Source organism: Candidatus Methylomirabilota bacterium (genome assembly GCA_035936835.1).
In the GTDB taxonomy this organism is placed as follows: Bacteria; Methylomirabilota; Methylomirabilia; order Rokubacteriales; family CSP1-6; genus AR37.
Genome location: DASYVT010000150.1, coordinates 1 through 15,422 on the forward strand (window position 1 = coordinate 1; position 15,422 = coordinate 15,422).

17 protein-coding genes are annotated in these 15,422 nt (G+C 67.4%); all 17 read left to right on the top strand.

Translation table 11 applies throughout. The features are described 5' to 3' along the window. On the top strand, positions 1-502 hold a 502-nt coding region (locus VGV06_13705; protein ID HEV2056207.1), incomplete at its 5' end, for a hypothetical protein. Then, the gene (locus VGV06_13710; protein HEV2056208.1) at positions 499-846 is read left to right on the top strand and encodes a succinate dehydrogenase; all 348 of its coding nucleotides are present in this window, start codon (positions 499-501) and stop codon (positions 844-846) included. The genes VGV06_13705 and VGV06_13710, both read left to right, overlap by 4 nt. After that, on the top strand, positions 837-1,553 hold the full coding sequence (locus tag VGV06_13715) for a succinate dehydrogenase/fumarate reductase iron-sulfur subunit (protein ID HEV2056209.1): 717 nt from the start codon (positions 837-839) through the stop codon (positions 1,551-1,553). Before VGV06_13710 ends, VGV06_13715 begins: the two co-directional genes overlap by 10 nt. 258 nt (positions 1,554-1,811) lie before the next feature. Continuing rightward, positions 1,812-2,876, top strand: a complete 1,065-nt coding sequence (locus VGV06_13720; protein HEV2056210.1) for an alpha/beta fold hydrolase — start codon at positions 1,812-1,814, stop codon at positions 2,874-2,876. A gap of 215 nt (positions 2,877-3,091) precedes the next feature. Beyond that, on the top strand, positions 3,092-5,338 hold the full coding sequence (locus tag VGV06_13725; protein ID HEV2056211.1) for an aconitate hydratase: 2,247 nt from the start codon (positions 3,092-3,094) through the stop codon (positions 5,336-5,338). Positions 5,339-5,360: 22 nt separating this feature from the next. Beyond that, a complete protein-coding gene (gene icd, locus VGV06_13730) occupies positions 5,361-6,623 on the top strand; it encodes an NADP-dependent isocitrate dehydrogenase (GenBank protein ID HEV2056212.1) in 1,263 nt (420 codons plus the stop codon). A gap of 19 nt (positions 6,624-6,642) precedes the next feature. After that, complete coding sequence (mdh, locus tag VGV06_13735; GenBank protein ID HEV2056213.1) at positions 6,643-7,572, top strand: malate dehydrogenase; 930 nt, start codon at positions 6,643-6,645, stop codon at positions 7,570-7,572. Between the two features lie 14 nt (positions 7,573-7,586). Continuing rightward, positions 7,587-8,129 carry a VOC family protein gene (locus VGV06_13740; protein ID HEV2056214.1) on the top strand — a complete coding sequence of 181 codons (543 nt, stop codon included), beginning with the start codon at positions 7,587-7,589 and terminating at the stop codon, positions 8,127-8,129. A gap of 10 nt (positions 8,130-8,139) precedes the next feature. After that, positions 8,140-8,982 (top strand): fumarate hydratase, encoded by an 843-nt coding sequence (locus tag VGV06_13745; GenBank protein HEV2056215.1) that lies wholly within the window; start codon positions 8,140-8,142, stop codon positions 8,980-8,982. Continuing rightward, a complete protein-coding gene (locus tag VGV06_13750; protein HEV2056216.1) occupies positions 8,979-9,548 on the top strand; it encodes a Fe-S-containing hydro-lyase in 570 nt (189 codons plus the stop codon). The genes VGV06_13745 and VGV06_13750 overlap by 4 nt, the downstream gene beginning before the upstream one ends. After that, entirely contained in the window at positions 9,538-11,280 is a 1,743-nt protein-coding gene (frdA, locus tag VGV06_13755; protein ID HEV2056217.1) for a fumarate reductase (quinol) flavoprotein subunit, read from the top strand. Before VGV06_13750 ends, frdA begins: the two co-directional genes overlap by 11 nt. A gap of 10 nt (positions 11,281-11,290) precedes the next feature. Beyond that, positions 11,291-12,040, top strand: a complete 750-nt coding sequence (locus VGV06_13760) for a succinate dehydrogenase/fumarate reductase iron-sulfur subunit (protein ID HEV2056218.1) — start codon at positions 11,291-11,293, stop codon at positions 12,038-12,040. Continuing rightward, positions 12,037-12,447, top strand: coding sequence for a fumarate reductase subunit C (locus VGV06_13765; GenBank protein ID HEV2056219.1), 411 nt, complete (start codon positions 12,037-12,039; stop codon positions 12,445-12,447). Before VGV06_13760 ends, VGV06_13765 begins: the two co-directional genes overlap by 4 nt. Positions 12,448-12,450: 3 nt before the next feature. Next, positions 12,451-12,798 carry a fumarate reductase subunit FrdD gene (gene frdD / locus VGV06_13770; GenBank protein ID HEV2056220.1) on the top strand — a complete coding sequence of 116 codons (348 nt, stop codon included), beginning with the start codon at positions 12,451-12,453 and terminating at the stop codon, positions 12,796-12,798. Positions 12,799-12,838: 40 nt separating this feature from the next. Then, complete coding sequence (gene sucC / locus VGV06_13775) at positions 12,839-14,005, top strand: ADP-forming succinate--CoA ligase subunit beta (GenBank protein HEV2056221.1); 1,167 nt, start codon at positions 12,839-12,841, stop codon at positions 14,003-14,005. 65 nt (positions 14,006-14,070) lie between these two features. Further along, positions 14,071-14,946: a succinate--CoA ligase subunit alpha gene (gene sucD, locus VGV06_13780; protein ID HEV2056222.1), complete on the top strand. Its 876-nt coding sequence runs from the start codon at positions 14,071-14,073 to the stop codon at positions 14,944-14,946. Between the two features lie 2 nt (positions 14,947-14,948). Beyond that, complete coding sequence (gene ndk / locus VGV06_13785) at positions 14,949-15,374, top strand: nucleoside-diphosphate kinase (GenBank protein ID HEV2056223.1); 426 nt, start codon at positions 14,949-14,951, stop codon at positions 15,372-15,374. Positions 15,375-15,422: the final 48 nt, after the last annotated feature.

A 15,422-nucleotide genomic window follows, 5' to 3' on the forward strand; every position in this document is an offset into this window, starting at 1 on the left:
GGGCCGGTCCCTGCCGCGGTTGTCCACGCAGGACGTCGAGGCGGCGGCGGCCCGCATCGTCCTACCCCTCGGGCGCGGCGAGGGCGAGGGGCTCTACGCGCTCCAGCAGCGGCTGCGCGACGTCATGTGGGAGCAGGTGGGCCTCGTGCGTCAGGCCTCGGGCCTCAAGGCGGCGCTCCGCGAGATCGAGGACATCGGCCAGCGCGCCCCGACCGCGGCCGTGCCGGGCGGGACGATCTACAACCTCGCGTGGCAGGACTGGCTCAACCTCCAGAACCAGGTCGTAGCCGCCTGGCTCATCACGCGTAGCGCGCTCGAGCGTGCGGAGAGCCGCGGCTCGCACTTCCGGCGCGACTACCCGGAGACCGGCGCCGAGTTGTACAACATCCACGTCGCCGGCGGCGACGCGGCGGGCTTGCGCGTCTGGAAAGAGCCCACGCGGCTCACGCGTCTCGCGCCCGACGGCGCGCGCCAGCCGACAGGCGTCGAGGTCGGGGATTGAGCGCGCGGCGCGCCGAGCCGTTCCGTGGCCGGAAGATGCTCACGCGCCGCATGGGCTCCGGCGAGGCGTGGCGGGACACCAAGGTGGGCATGTGGGCGTGGCTGCTCCAGCGCGTCGCGGCGATCGGCCTCGTGGCGGTGATCGCGGCGCACCTGAAGAACCCCTTCGCGCGCCCCGTCCAGGCGGCGCTCCTCGCCCTGGTGCTCTTCCACGGCCTGCTCGGCGTGCGCACCATCCTCCTCGACTTCGGCCTGCCGGCGCGCTGGCACCGGCTCCTCTTCCTGCTGGCGCTCCTGGTCGGCGTGGCGGCCTTCGCGGCCTTCTGGAGGTGGCGATGGTACTGAAGGTCTTCCGCTGGAGCCCGGGCTCGCGCGAGCGCCTGCAGAAGTACTGGGTCAAGGCCCGCCAGGGTATGACGGTCCTCGACGCGCTGGTCGAGCTCCAGCGAAACTCCGATGCGACGCTCGCCTTTCGCTACGCCTGCCGCGTGGGCATGTGCGGCTCCTGCGCCATGGTCGTCAACGGCCGCGAGCGCTGGGCCTGCCGAACCTTGCTCTCAAATCTCGCGCGCGGGCCGGTGACCGTCCGGCCGCTGTACCAGTTCCCCTTGATCCGCGACCTCGTCGTCGACATGGCGCCGATCAAGAACAAGATGCTGGAGATGAAGGCGGTCTTCGTCCCCGGCCGCCGGGCGATGGACGGCGACGGGTTCGCCCAGATCGGCTCGCGCACGCGCGAGCGGCGCGCCATCGACGCCGCGATCGAGTGCATCGGCTGCGGCATGTGCGTCTCGGCCTGCACCATGGTCAGCCACGACCCGAATTTCCCCGGGCCCGCGGCCCTGAACCGCGTCTTCACGCTCCAGCGCGACAGCCGCGACGGGGCTCATGCCGACCGCAGCCAGGCGGTCCTCGCCGAGGACGTGTTGACGCGCTGTCACGGCCAGGCCAACTGCACCGCCGTTTGTCCCATGGAGATCTCGCCCACGGACTCCATCCTGGCGCTCAGGCGCCGTGCCGTGCTCCGACTCTTCGGTATCGGCCCCCGCTGACCGCTCACGCAGGGGCGGGTAGTGGGTCAGTTTGGCCTTGAATCGTCGGGCCGCTTGACAGAGAATGCTACGAGTCAAACTGGCCCAGTACCCCGCTTGACAGCGCGTTTGTCGACGCTGTATCGGATGCAAGCGTGGGTCGCTGCACCACCTTGGACCGAGGCCGGTGGGACCAGGGCAGTGGAAGCCGTTTGGCCTGAGGAGCGCTTGTGTCTTCCGCGCGCCGGAACCACGTTGTATCGAGAGGAGAAAACGCAAATGCGAACTAGACAAGGTCGGATCCTCACCGGTCTGATCGCGTCAGTCATTCTCACCGCGGCACCACAGGCGTACTCCGCCGAAGCGAAGGCGCCTGAGATTGTCATGGAAGAATTCATGGTCCCCGCAGTGGATCCGGGCATCCAGCTCTACGTCAGGAACAAGCGTCCGCAGGGCGTCGAAAAGTTCGGTGCGGACAAGATCCTGCTGTTCGTTCACGGCTCGACCTATGCGGCCGAAACGACCTTCGATCTCAGGCTCGGCGGCGTCTCCTGGATGGAATACATCGCCCAGCACGGCTATGATGTGTATCTCGTCGATGTGCGCGGGTATGGTAAGTCCATGCGGCCGCCCGAAATGGATCAGCCCGCAGAGCAGAACCCGCCTATCGTGCGTACCGAGACGGCAGTGAAGGATGTTGGCGCGGCGGTCGATTTCATCCTGAAGCGCCGTGGTGTATCCAAGCTCAATCTAATGGGCTGGTCGTGGGGCACGACCATCATGGGATGGTACACCGCGCAGAACAACGACAAGGTCAACAAGCTGGTGCTTTATGCCCCACGCTGGCTGAGCAACACGCCTTCGCTCATCGACAAGGGGGACAAGCTCGGTGCCTACCGCGCGGCGTCAATGGAGTCGGCGAAAGACCGCTGGCTCAAGGGAGTGCCGGAGGACAAGAAGGCGGAACTTATTCCACAGGGATGGTTCGAGGCGTGGGCAGCCGCCGCGCTAGCGAGCGACCCGGTCGGTTCCAAACGGAACCCGCCAGTGGTCCGCGCGCCCAACGGCACGTTGCAGGACACGCGCGAGTACTGGGCCGCGGGCAAGCCGCTCTACGACCCGGCGGAAATTCGCGTGCCGACCTTCCTGATCCACGCGGAATGGGATCAGGACTTACCGAGCTACATGCTGTACGCCTACTTCGCCAAACTCACGAATGCGCCGTACAAGCGCTATGTGGAGATTGGCGAGGGCACACACACGGTGATGCTGGAAAAGAACCGCATGCAGCTGTTCCTCGAAGTGCAGCTGTTTTTGGATGAGCGGTTCAAGCCCGCGGAATGAAGGGGGCGCCGTGCGAGGGGCTCGCGGGCGGCCCGGAATGAGGGGCAGGGGTAAAACTGACCCGCTACCCGGTGGCGCAGTCCCTTGACCTGTCAGGAGCGCCATGTTACGTTTCGTGTGAACTGAACCCGTCGCCTCCTGCCTCGAATGGGTGGGAGGCGATACGTCTGTGTACGCTCGTCATTTCGGATACTTGACCGTCGAGGAGGCCCGCCATGGCGGTTGACCAGATCAAGCGCCTCTATGCATCCATGCCGGCCACGCTGGACAAGGCGAGGAAACGCTTCGGGCGGGCGCTCACTCTCGCCGAGAAGATCCTGGTCGCCCACGCCGACAACTTCGACACGCAGGAGTGGAGCCGCGGCAAGGCCCAGCTCCGCCTGCGCGTCGATCGCGTCTCGCTGCAGGACGCCACCGGACAGATGGCGCTGCTCCAGTTTATGCAGGCGGGGAAGAAGCAGGTGGCGGTGCCGAGCACGGTGCACTGCGACCACCTGATCCGGGCGCAGAGCGGCGCCTCGGAGGACACGAAGCGCGCTGTCACGGAGAACAACGAGGTCTACGAGTTCCTCCACTCCGCCTCGCGGAAGTACGGCATCGGCTTCTGGAAGCCCGGCGCCGGCATCATCCACCAGGTGGTCCTCGAGAACTACGCCTTCCCGGGCGGCCTCATGATCGGCGCGGACTCCCACACGCCCAATGGCGGCGGCCTCGGCATGGTCGCCATCGGGGTCGGGGGCGCCGACTGCGGCGAGGCGATGGCGGGTCTCGCGTGGGAGGTGCTCGACCCGAAGCTGATCGGCGTGCGCCTGACCGGTAAGCTCTCGGGCTGGACGTCGGCCAAGGACGTGATCACGCACCTCCTGGGCGTGCTCACCGTCAAGGGCGGCACCAACAAGATCGTCGAATACTTCGGCCCCGGGGCCGAATCCATCAGCGCGACCGGCAAGGGCACCATCTGCAACATGGGGGCCGAGCTGGGGGCAACCACCTCGCTCTTCCAGTTCGACGACCGGATGGCCGCGTACCTCCGCGCCACCGACCGAGCGGACATCGCGAAGCTCGCCGAGCAGCACCGGGCGCATCTCGTCGCCGACCCCGAGGTGCTCGCGGATCCCAAGAAGCACTACGACGAGATCGTCGAGATCGATCTCTCCGAGCTCGAGCCCACCATCGTGGGACCGCACTCGCCCGACCGCGCGCGGCCCGTCTCGAAGCTCGCGGCGGAGGTCAAGAAGGAGGGGTGGCCCGTGCAGATCAAGGCCGCCCTCATCGGCTCCTGCACCAACTCCTCCTACGAGGACATGAAGCGCGCGGCGCACGTCGCCATGCAGGCCTCCAAGGCGGGGCTCAAGGCCAAGACGCCCTTCCTCGTCACGCCGGGGTCGGAGCGCATCTACCAGACCATCAAGCGCGACGGCATCATGGCGACCTTCGAGCAGGTCGGCGGCACCGTGCTGGCCAATGCGTGCGGCCCGTGCATCGGCCAGTGGAAGCGCGCCGACGTGGGCAAGGACGAGACGAATGTGATCGTCTCCTCGTTCAACCGAAACTTCCCCGGGCGAAACGACGGCAGCGCGGCGACGCTCTCCTTCCTGACCAGTCCCGAGATCGTCACGGCGATGGCCTTTGCGGGCACGCTCGAGTTCGACCCGGTGCACGGGACCATCCCCGGGCCCGACGGCAAGGCGTTCCGCTTCACGGCGCCGGAGAGCGAAGAGCTTCCGAAGGCCGGCTTCGCCAAGGGCGAAGAAGGCTACGAGGCGCCGGCCGCCGACGGCGACAGCGTCGTGGTCGCGGTGGCGCCCAACAGCGAGCGGATCCAACTCCTCCAGCCCTTCCCGCTCTGGGACGGCAACGACTTCGACGCTCTGCCGATCCTGGTCAAGACGAAGGGCAAGACCACGACCGACCACATTTCTCCGGCGGGCGCCTGGCTCCTGGTCCGCGGTCACCTCGACAGGATCAGCGACAACATGTTCCTGGGCGCCGTCAACGCCTTCACCGGAGAGACGGGCAGGGGCGCGAATCCCCTCACGGGGGAGAAGGGCCAGAACTTCTCGAAGATCGCGCGCGAGCTCAAGGCCAAGGGCATGGGTTGGGCCGTGATCGGCGACGAGAACTACGGCGAGGGTTCGAGCCGCGAGCACGCCGCGATGTCGCCGCGCTACCTGGGCTGCAAGGTCGTCATCGTCCGGAGCTTCGCCAGGATCGCCGAGACCAATCTCAAGAAGCAGGGCATCCTGCCCCTGACCTTCTCGAAGACTTCCGACTACGACCTCATCGACCAGGACGACCGCGTGAGCGTCACGGGGCTCGCGCATCTCGCCCCCGGCAAGCCCGTCACGGTCGCCATCACGAAGCCCGGCGGCAAGAGCGTCACCATCCAGTGCCTGCACAGCCTGACCGACGAGCAGATCGGGTGGTTCAAGGCGGGTTCCGCCCTGAACGCGCTCAGATAACTTCCCGCAAGGAGACGAGAGCATGGCATCCCGAGTGAAGATCCCGGCAGGCGAGAAGATCACGACCAGCCACGGCAAGCTGCAGGTGCCGGACCGCCCGATCGTCGCTTTCATCGAGGGCGATGGCACGGGCCCGGACATCTGGGCGGCGTCGGTGCGGGTGCTGGACGCCGCCGTCGAGCAGGCGTACCACGGCAAGCGCAGGATCGCGTGGGCCGAGGTGTACGCGGGGGATAAGGCGCAGGCGGTCTACGGCAAGGACTGCCCGCCGAACCTCCTGCCCGACGAGACGCTGGACGTGATCCGCGAGCACCTGATCGCGATCAAGGGGCCGCTCACGACGCCCATCGGCGAGGGCTTCCGCTCCCTGAACGTGACGCTGCGCCAGGTGCTGGACCTGTACGTCTGCCTCAGGCCCGTCCGCTACTTCAAGGGCGTGCCCTCGCCGGTCAAGCACCCCGAAAAGATCGACATGGTGATCTTCCGGGAGAACACCGAGGACATCTACGCCGGGATCGAGTGGGAGCAGGGGACGCCGGAGGCGAAGAAGGTCGTCGAGTTCCTCCAGAAGGAGATGAAGGTCACCAAGATCCGGTTTCCCAACACCTCGTCCATCGGCATCAAGCCGGTGTCGAAGGAGGGCTCCGAGCGGCTCATCCGCGCGGCGATGCGGTACGCGATCGAAAATAACCGCCGCAGCATCACCCTGGTCCACAAGGGCAACATCCAGAAATACACGGAAGGCATGTTCATGAAGTGGGGCTACGCGCTGGCCAAGCGCGAGTTTTCGGACAAGCTCGTCTCCTGGGACGACTGCGGCGGCAAGCCGCCGGCAGGGAAGATCCTCGTCAAGGACGCGATCACCGACGCGTTCCTCCAGCAGATCCTGACGCGCCCGGACGAGTTCGACGTCATCCCGTGCTGCAACCTGACGGGCGACCTCATTTCTGACGCACTCGCGGCGCAGGTGGGAGGCATCGGCATCGCGCCGGGCGCCAACATCAACTACGACACGGGCCACGCGCTCTTCGAGGCGACGCACGGGACGGCGCCCAAGTACGTCGGGCAGGACAAGGTCAACCCGGGCTCGGTCATCCTCTCGGGCGAGATGATGCTCCGCCACATGGGCTGGACCGAGGCGGCCGACCGGATCATCACCGGCCTCGAAAAGACCATCGCGCAGAGGGTCGTGACATACGATTTCGCGCGGCTCATGGAGGGGGCGACGGAAGTCAAGTGTTCGGCCTTCGGCAGCGCCATCATCGAAAGCATGAAGGCGCTGTAGGCGGGCGGGGAGACCGGACATGGCACGCCCCAAGATCACCGTGGTCGGCGCCGGCAACGTCGGCGCCTCGGTCGCCCAATACGCGGTGGAGAAGGAGCTCGGCGACGTGGTGCTCGTGGACGTCATCGAGGGCATTCCGCAGGGCAAGGCGTTGGACCTGGCCCAAGCGGGGCCCGTGCACGGCTACGACTCGCGCCTGGTCGGCTCGAACGGATACGACGAGACGGCCGACTCGGACATCGTCGTCATCACCGCCGGGCTGGCGCGAAAGCCCGGGATGACCAGGGACGATCTGCTCTTCAAGAACGCCGAGATCGTGGGCGGCGTCGTCGAGCAGGTGGTGGCGCGCTCGAGGAACGCGATTCTGATCCTCGTGACGAACCCGCTCGACGCCATGGTCCAGCTGGCGTGGAAGAAGTCCGGCTTCCCGCACCAGCGCGTGGTCGGCATGGCGGGCATTCTCGATTCGGCGCGCTTCCGCACCTTCATCGCCCAGGAGCTCAAGGTCTCCGTCGAGAACGTCACCGCCTTCGTGCTCGGCGGCCACGGCGACACCATGGTGCCGCTGCCGCGCTACTCGACGGTGGCGGGCATCCCGATCACCGACCTCCTGCCGGCCGACAAGATCCAGGCGCTGGTGACGCGCACGGCCAACGGGGGCGCCGAGATCGTGGGGCTGCTCAAGAGCGGCAGCGCCTACTACGCACCGGCGGCCTCGGCGGTCGAGATGGTCGAGGCCATCCTCAAGGACAAGAAGAAGATCCTGCCGTGCGCCGCCTATCTGGATGGGCAGTACGGGGTCAAGGGACTCTACGTCGGCGTGCCGGTGAAGCTCGGCCGGCGCGGGGTCGAGCAGGTCATCGAGATCACGCTGACGCCCAACGAGCAGGCCGCATTCGACAAGTCGGCCGCCGCTGTCCGCGAGCTCGTGGACAAACTCAAGCTCTAGACGAGGAGAAGGTCATGGCGAAGTCCAAGGCGCGGAAGAAGGCACCCCGACCGGCCAAGGCGCCGACAAAGGCCGCACGGCGCATCAAGGCCATCCCCGATGGCTACCACACACTCACCCCGGGCTTTTGTGTCCGCGGCGCCGTCCAGGCGGCCGACTTCTACAAGCGGGCCTTCGGCGCCAAGGAACGGATGCGGTTGATGAAGCCGGACGGGACCACCCTCGCGCACGCCGAGCTCATGATCGGCGATTCGGTGTTCATGCTCGGCGAGGAGGATCCCGCCATGGGCGCCCGGTCGGCGCAGACCATCGGCGGCTCGCCCGTGAATTTTTACGTCTACGTTCCGAACGTGGACGCCGCGGTCCAGCGGGCGCTGACGGCCGGCGCGAAGGCCGTCATGCCCGTGACCGACATGTTCTGGGGTGACAGGATCGGCGGTGTCGAGGACCCGTACGGCCAGAAGTGGACGCTGGCGACCCACAAGGAGGACGTCGCGCCACGCGAGATGCAGAAGCGGTCGCAGGCCTTCTACGCGCAGGCCGCCGGCTCACACTGACGAAGGGCCCATGCGCGAGATCCACGCATCCGCCATCACCGACGCGGTCAAGAAGCTCTGCATCGAGGCGAACTACGCCCTCGAGCCCGACATGCTCCGCGCCTTCGACCGGGCGCTCGGGACCGAGCGCTCGCCGGCCGGCAAGCACGTGCTTCAGATCCTGAAGGACAACGCCGAGCTGGCGCGGACCAAGAAGATCCCCTACTGCCAGGACACCGGCACCGCCATCTGCTTCGTCGAGCTGGGGCAGGACGTGCACGTGACGGGCGGCGGCCTTGCGGACGCGATCAACGAGGGAGTCAGGCGGGGCTACACCGAAGGCTATCTCCGCGCCTCGATCGTCCGCTCGCCGTTCGACCGCGTCAACACCGGGGACAACACGCCGGCGGTTCTCCACGTCGAGGTCGTGGCGGGCGCGACGATGAAAATTCAGATCATGGCCAAGGGCGGCGGGTGCGAGAACCGCTCCAAGTTCAAGATGCTCACCCCCGCCGATGGCGTGGACGGCGTCAAGGAATGGATCCTCGAGTGCATCAAGACGGCGGGGCCCGACGCATGCCCGCCGCTCATCGCCGGTGTCGGCGTGGGCGGCAGCTTCGAGAAGGCGGCGATCCTGTCCAAGAAGGCCCTCTTCCGCGAGCTCGGCACTGCCAACCCCGACCCGGTCGTGGACGCGATCGAGAAGGACGTGCTCGAGCGGGCCAACAGGCTCGGCATCGGCCCGCAGGGCTATGGCGGCGACACCACGGCCTTCGGCGTCCACATCCTGACGTATCCCTGCCACATCACGAGCCTTCCCGTCGCCGTGACGATCGAATGCCACGCCCACCGCCACAAAGAGGTGACGCTGTGATCTCGACGGCGCTCGACGGGGTCAAGGAGGTCACGCCGCCGCTCAGCGCCGCCGACGTCGAGTTGCTCAAGGCCGGCGACCGCGTCCGGATCACCGGAGTGCTCTACACGGCGCGCGACGCTGCTCACGGGCGTCTGCTGCCGCTCATGGACGCGGGCAAGCCGCTGCCGTTCGACGTCAAGGGGCAGATCATCTACTACACGGGCCCGTCGCCGGCGCGGCCGGGCCACGTCGTCGGCTCCATCGGGCCGACCACCGGCGGCCGCATGGACAAGTACACGCCCAAGCTCCTGGCGCTGGGGCTCAAGGGGACCATCGGCAAGGGCGCGCGCTCCCAGCCGGTCAAGGACGCCCTCCGCCAGCACAAGGGGGTGTACTTCGGCGCCATCGGCGGCGCGGGTGCGGTACTATCCGCCTTCGTGAAGAAGCTCGAGGTCGTGGCCTACGAGGACCTCGGTACCGAGGCCATCCGGCGACTCGAGGTCGAGAGCTTCCCCGTCATCGTCGTCAACGACTGCCACGGCGGCGACCTCTACGAGGAAGGAATGACGCAATATGCCCGGTAACGACGCGTACCAACACGACGTGCTGGTGATCGGGGGGGGCGGGGCCGGGCTCCGGGCGGCCATCGCCGCGGCGGAGGAGTCGGGGCGGCTCTCCATCGCGGTCCTCTCGAAGGTGTATCCGATGCGGAGCCACACCGTGTCCGCCGAGGGCGGGACCGCGGCAGTCATGCGCGAGAACGACAGCCTCGACATGCACGCGAAGGACACGATCTTCGGGAGCGATTTCCTGGCCGACCAGGACGTCGTGGAGGCCTTCGTGAAGGAGGCGCCGGGCGAAGTGATCCAGCTCGAGCACTGGGGCTGCCCGTGGAGCCGTGACCCCGACGGCCGCGTCAGCGTCCGCCCCTTCGGCGGCATGACCGTGAACCGGACCCTCTACGCAGCCGACAAGACCGGGTTCCATATGCTCCATGCGCTGTTCCAAACATCCCTCAAGTACGACAAGATCGTGCGCTACGACGAGTGGTTCGCTACCTCGCTGCTCGTGGAAGACGGCCGGGTGTGCGGGGTTGTGGCTCTCAACGTCCACGACGGCACGGTCAGGGCCATCACGGCCAAGGCGGTCATCATCTGCACCGGCGGCGCGGGGCGCATCTTTTCCTTCACCACCAACGCCGCGATCAAGACGGGCGACGGCATGGCGCTCGCCTACCGGGCCGGCGCCCCGCTGAAGGACATGGAGTTCATGCAGTACCATCCGACAGGGCTTCCCGGCACCGGCATCCTCATCACCGAGGCGTCCCGCGGCGAGGGCGGCCACCTGAAGAACAAGGACGGCTATCGGTATCTTCAGGACTACGGGCTGGGTCCCCCGACCGACAAGCCGGTCCACCGCAAGATGGAACTGGGGCCCCGCGATATCCTGTCCCGCTGCCACATCCAGGAGCACCAGAAGGGGCGGACCTTCGAGGGTCCCTACGGGCACTACGTCCACCTGGACCTCCGGCACCTCGGAGAGAAGCTGATCGACAAGAATCTCCCCTTCGTCCGCGAGCTGGTGAAGGATTACGTGGGGATCGATCCCGTCTACGAGCCGATCCCCGTCCGCCCGGTGATCCACTACACCATGGGCGGGATTTCGACCGACATCGACGCCAAGACGCGGCTGGAGGGTCTCTACGCGGCCGGGGAGGCGGCGTGCGTCTCCATGAACGGCGCCAACCGGCTCGGCTCCAACTCGCTGACCGAGTTGCTCGTGTTCGGCGCTCGCGCCGGCCGGGCGGCCGCCCGGCACGCGCTGGAGCGGCCGGCCGTCAGCTCGAATCCCGTTGCGCACCTGGTGAGCGACGAACGGAAGCGTCTCGATACGCGGTTCCTGAGAGCCGACGGGCGAGAGCGGATCGCCGACATCCGGGACGAGATGCGGAAGGCCATGGAGGACGGCTGCGGTATCTACCGCGAAAAGGCGACGATGGCGCAGACCTGCGACACCTTGCGCCGGCTCCGCGAGCGCTTCGGCCGCATCGGCCTCATGGACCGCGACGCGGTCTTCAACACCGAGCTGATCGCGGCGCTGGAGCTCGAGTGCATGCTGGACGTGGCCGCGGCGGTCGCCCACTCGGCGCTGGCGCGCGAGGAGTCGAGGGGAGCGCATACCCGCACCGACTTCCCCAAGCGCGACGACGCGCGCTTTCTCAAGCACTCGCTCGCCTACCGGACGCCCGACGGCCCGCGCGTCGAGTACCTGCCGGTCACGATCACCCGGTGGCCCCCCGAGGAACGGAAGTATTAAAGGAGGAGCGATGAGAGAGGAGACCATCACGCTGGAAGTCACCCGCTACCGGCCCGGCCACGACAGCGAGCCGCGCACCGAGTCCTTCGCGGTGCCGTACCAGAAGGACTGGGTGGTCCTCGATGCGCTGAACCACATCAAGGACCAGCTGGATGGGACGCTCACGTACCGCTGGTCCTGTCGCATGGGGGTGTGCGGGAGCTGCGGGATGATGGTGAACGGCGTCCCCAAGCTCACATGCTCCGCGTTCCTGCGGGACTATTACCCAGGGCCGATTCGGGTGGAGCCCCTGGCCAACTTCCCGGTGATCCGGGATCTGGTGGTCTCCCTCGATGACTTCATGGAGAAGCTCCGCCGGGTCAAGCCCTGGCTGATCCGCGCCGTGGAGAAGCCCGTGTCGGAGGGCGAGTACCGCCAGACCCCGGCCCAGCTCGAGGACTACAAGCAGTTCAGCATGTGCATCAACTGCATGCTCTGCTATGCGGCCTGCCCGGTGTACGGGCTGGCGCCGGCCTTCGTCGGCCCCGCCGCCATCGCGCTGGCGTACCGCTACAACATGGACTCCCGGGACGAGGGGTATAAGCTCCGAGAGCCGATCCTGAGCGAGAGCGTCGGCGTGTGGGAGTGCACCTTCGTCGGCGAATGCTCGGTCGTCTGCCCGAAGGGCGTCGATCCCGCGGCCGCCATTCAGCGCTCCAAGGTGGCCGGCGCCAAGGACTGGGCCATGGCCATGCTCATGCCCTGGGGCGGCCGTCGATGACCGTCCCGCAGTCCGCGCGCCCCGGCCTCTACTACCCGAAGATGCCGCTCGGCTGGTGGCTCAGGCGTCCCAATTACATCCGCTTTATGATCCGGGAAGTGACCAGCGTCTTCATCGCGATCTTCCTCGTGGTTCTTCTCATCGAGGTCCACATGGTAGCGCAGGGGCCGGAGGCGTACGCGGCCGTGGTAGCGAAGCTGCGATCGCCGGGCTGGATCGTCTTCAACGTCGTGGCCCTGGCCTTCGCCCTCTATCACACGGTCACGTGGTTCAAGCTCACGGGCGTCGTGCAGGTGGTCCACTTGGGCGAGCGCCGGGTGCCGCCCGGGCTGGTGGTCGCCGGCGCCTTCGTCGCCTGGGGGGTCGTGTCGCTGTTCATCCTGTACTGGCTGCTGGTGAGGAGCTGAGCCATGGCCCCAGGCAAGACGATCGAGCCATTCTGGTGGAGCCTCTTCTCGGTCGGAGGCGTGGTGGCGGCTTTCCTGGTGCCCGTCCACCTCTTCCTCCACGGCCTCGCCATTCCGCTCGGGTGGGTGTCGGTGACCCACGCGCGGCTGCTGGCGTTCGTCGGGCAGCCTCTCATCAAGGTCTATCTGTTCGTGCTCATCGCGCTGCCGCTCTACCACTGTTTCCACCGCCTCCGCTTCGTCCTGGAGGACCTGGGACTCCACAGGTTCCGGGCGCCGATCGCCGTCCTCTGCTACGGCTGCGCCGTGGCGGGCACGGTGGCCACGCTGTGGGTCCTGATCCGGGTGTGAGCCCCAGCCCCTCCGTTTCGAGCCCGAGCCGAGACCGCCGATGAAGATCCACGAGTACCAGGGCAAGGCGATCCTGCGCGAGTTCGGCGTGCCGGTCCCGAACGGCGACGTTGCCGAGACGCCGGCCCAGGCGCGGGCCATCGCCCAGAAGCTCGGCGGCCGCGTCGTTGTGAAGGCCCAGGTGCATGCCGGAGGCCGCGGCAAGGCGGGCGGCGTGAAGCTGGCCGACGACCCCGCGGCGGCTGAGGCCGCGGCGAAACAGATCCTCGGCATGATGCTGAAGACGCCGCAGACCCCTCCCGAAGGCATCAAGGTCCTCAAGGTGCTCGTCGAAGAGGCCTCGCCCATCGCCGCCGAGCTCTACCTCTCGATAACGCTCGACCGCGGCAAGGGCACGCACGTCGTCATGGCCTCCCAGGCAGGAGGCATGGAGATCGAGGAGGTCGCCGCCACCCATCCTACGAGCATCGTCCGCGAGTGGACCGACCCGGCGCTGGGGCTCCAGCCCTTCCAGGCGCGCAATCTTGCGTTCGTCCTGGGGCTCAGCGGCGACCAGTTCAAGGCGGGCGTGGCGCTGATCCTCAACCTCTTCCGCGCGTACCTCGAGAAGGACTGCTCGCTGGCGGAGATCAACCCGCTCGTGGTGACGCGCGACGGGCGGGTGATGGCGCTCGACGCCAAGCTCAACTTCGACGACAATGCGCTCTACCGCCACAAGGAGATCGTGGCGCTGCGCGATATCAACGAAGAGACGCCGCTCGACGTCGAGGCGTCCAAGTACGGCCTCAACTACATCAAGCTGGACGGGAGCGTCGGTTGCATGGTCAACGGCGCCGGCCTCGCGATGGCGACCATGGACATCATCAAGCTCGCGGGCGGCGAGCCCGCCAACTTCCTCGACGTGGGAGGCGGCGCCTCACCGGAGCAGATCGAGAACGCCTTCCGCATCCTGTCCTCGGATCCTTCCGTCAAGGCGGTCTTCATCAACGTCTTCGGTGGGATCCTCCGCGTCGACCGGCTCGCCGAGGGCATCATTGCGGCGGTCAACAAGTTAGGCCTGAAGCTGCCGGTGGTGCTGCGCGCCGAGGGCACCAATGTCGAGCAGGGCAAGAAGATGCTCGCCGAGTCCGGGCTCGCCCTCGTGATGGTCGACGACATGGGCGAGGGCGCCAAGAAGGTGGTCGAGCTGGCGAAGGCGGCCCGATGAGCGCTTGCGCGAAGAGGCCCAACTGCTATCCGGTATCCTCCACAGTCAGACTAGTTGGATAGCGCATGAGCATTCTGGTCGACAAAGCGACGAAGGTTCTGGTGCAGGGGATCACCGGCAAGGAAGGCACCTTCCACGCGCTGCGCTGCAAGGAGTACGGGACGCAGGTCGTGGGAGGCGTGACGCCCGGCAAGGGCGGGACGACGCACGAGGGTTTCCCGGTCTGGAACACGGTCGTGGAGGGTGTGAAGGCCTCGGGCGCCGACTGCGCGCTCATCTTCGTGCCGCCGCCGGCTGCCGCCGACGCGATCATGGAGGCCGCGGACGCCGGCGTGCCGCTGGTCGTCTGCATCACCGAGGGCGTGCCCGTCTGCGACATGGTGCGCGTCAAGGCCTTCCTCGGGCGCAGGCGGAGCCGGCTCATCGGGCCGAACTGCCCGGGCCTCATCTCCCCCGGCAAGGCCAAGATCGGGATCATGCCCGGCCACATCCACAAGGAAGGGCCGATCGGCGTCGTCTCGCGCAGCGGGACGCTGACCTACGAGGTCGTGCACCAGCTGACCCTCCGCGGCCTCGGCCAGTCCTCCTGCGTCGGCATCGGCGGCGATCCGGTCAACGGCACGAGCTTCATCGACGTGCTCCGCCTCTTCCAGGACGACCCGCAGACGGAAGCGATCATGATGATCGGCGAGATCGGTGGCACGGCCGAGGAAGAGGCCGCGGCGTTCATCAAGGCCCATGTCCGGAAGCCGGTCATCGGCTTCATCTGCGGGCAGACGGCGCCGCCGGGGCGCCGCATGGGTCACGCCGGCGCCATCATCGCCGGAGGTAAAGGCACCGCGGCGGAGAAGATGAAGGCTCTCGAGGCCGCCGGTGTGACGACGGTCAAGAGCCCCGCCGAGATGGGTGCCACCGTCCAGCGCGTGGTCGGAAAGCGCTGACCATGGCCATCGAGCGCACGCTGACCATCATCAAGCCCGACGCCGTCGCCAAGAACGTCTCGGGCCATATCATCGCCCGCTTCGAGCAGGCCGGCCTCAGGGTCCTGGCCGCCAAGCTGGTGCACCTGACGCCGGCCCAGGCCGCCGGCTTCTACATCGTCCACAAGGAGCGGCCCTTCTACGGAAGCCTCTGCGCCTTCATGACGCAGGGGCCGTGCATGCCGATCGTGCTGGAAGGGGAGGGCGCCATCGCGCGCCTGCGGGAGCTGATGGGCGCGACGGATCCCGCCAAGGCCGCGCCGGGGACGATCCGGAAGGACTTCGCCTCGTCCATCGAGGCCAACGCCGTGCACGGCTCGGACTCTCCGCAGTCGGCGGCCTTCGAGATCCCGTACTTCTTCGGCGCGCTGGAGATCTGCCCGCGCTGACCCACGCGGCCGCCGACTTCTATCCGGCCGTCCTCGGCCGCCGCCAGC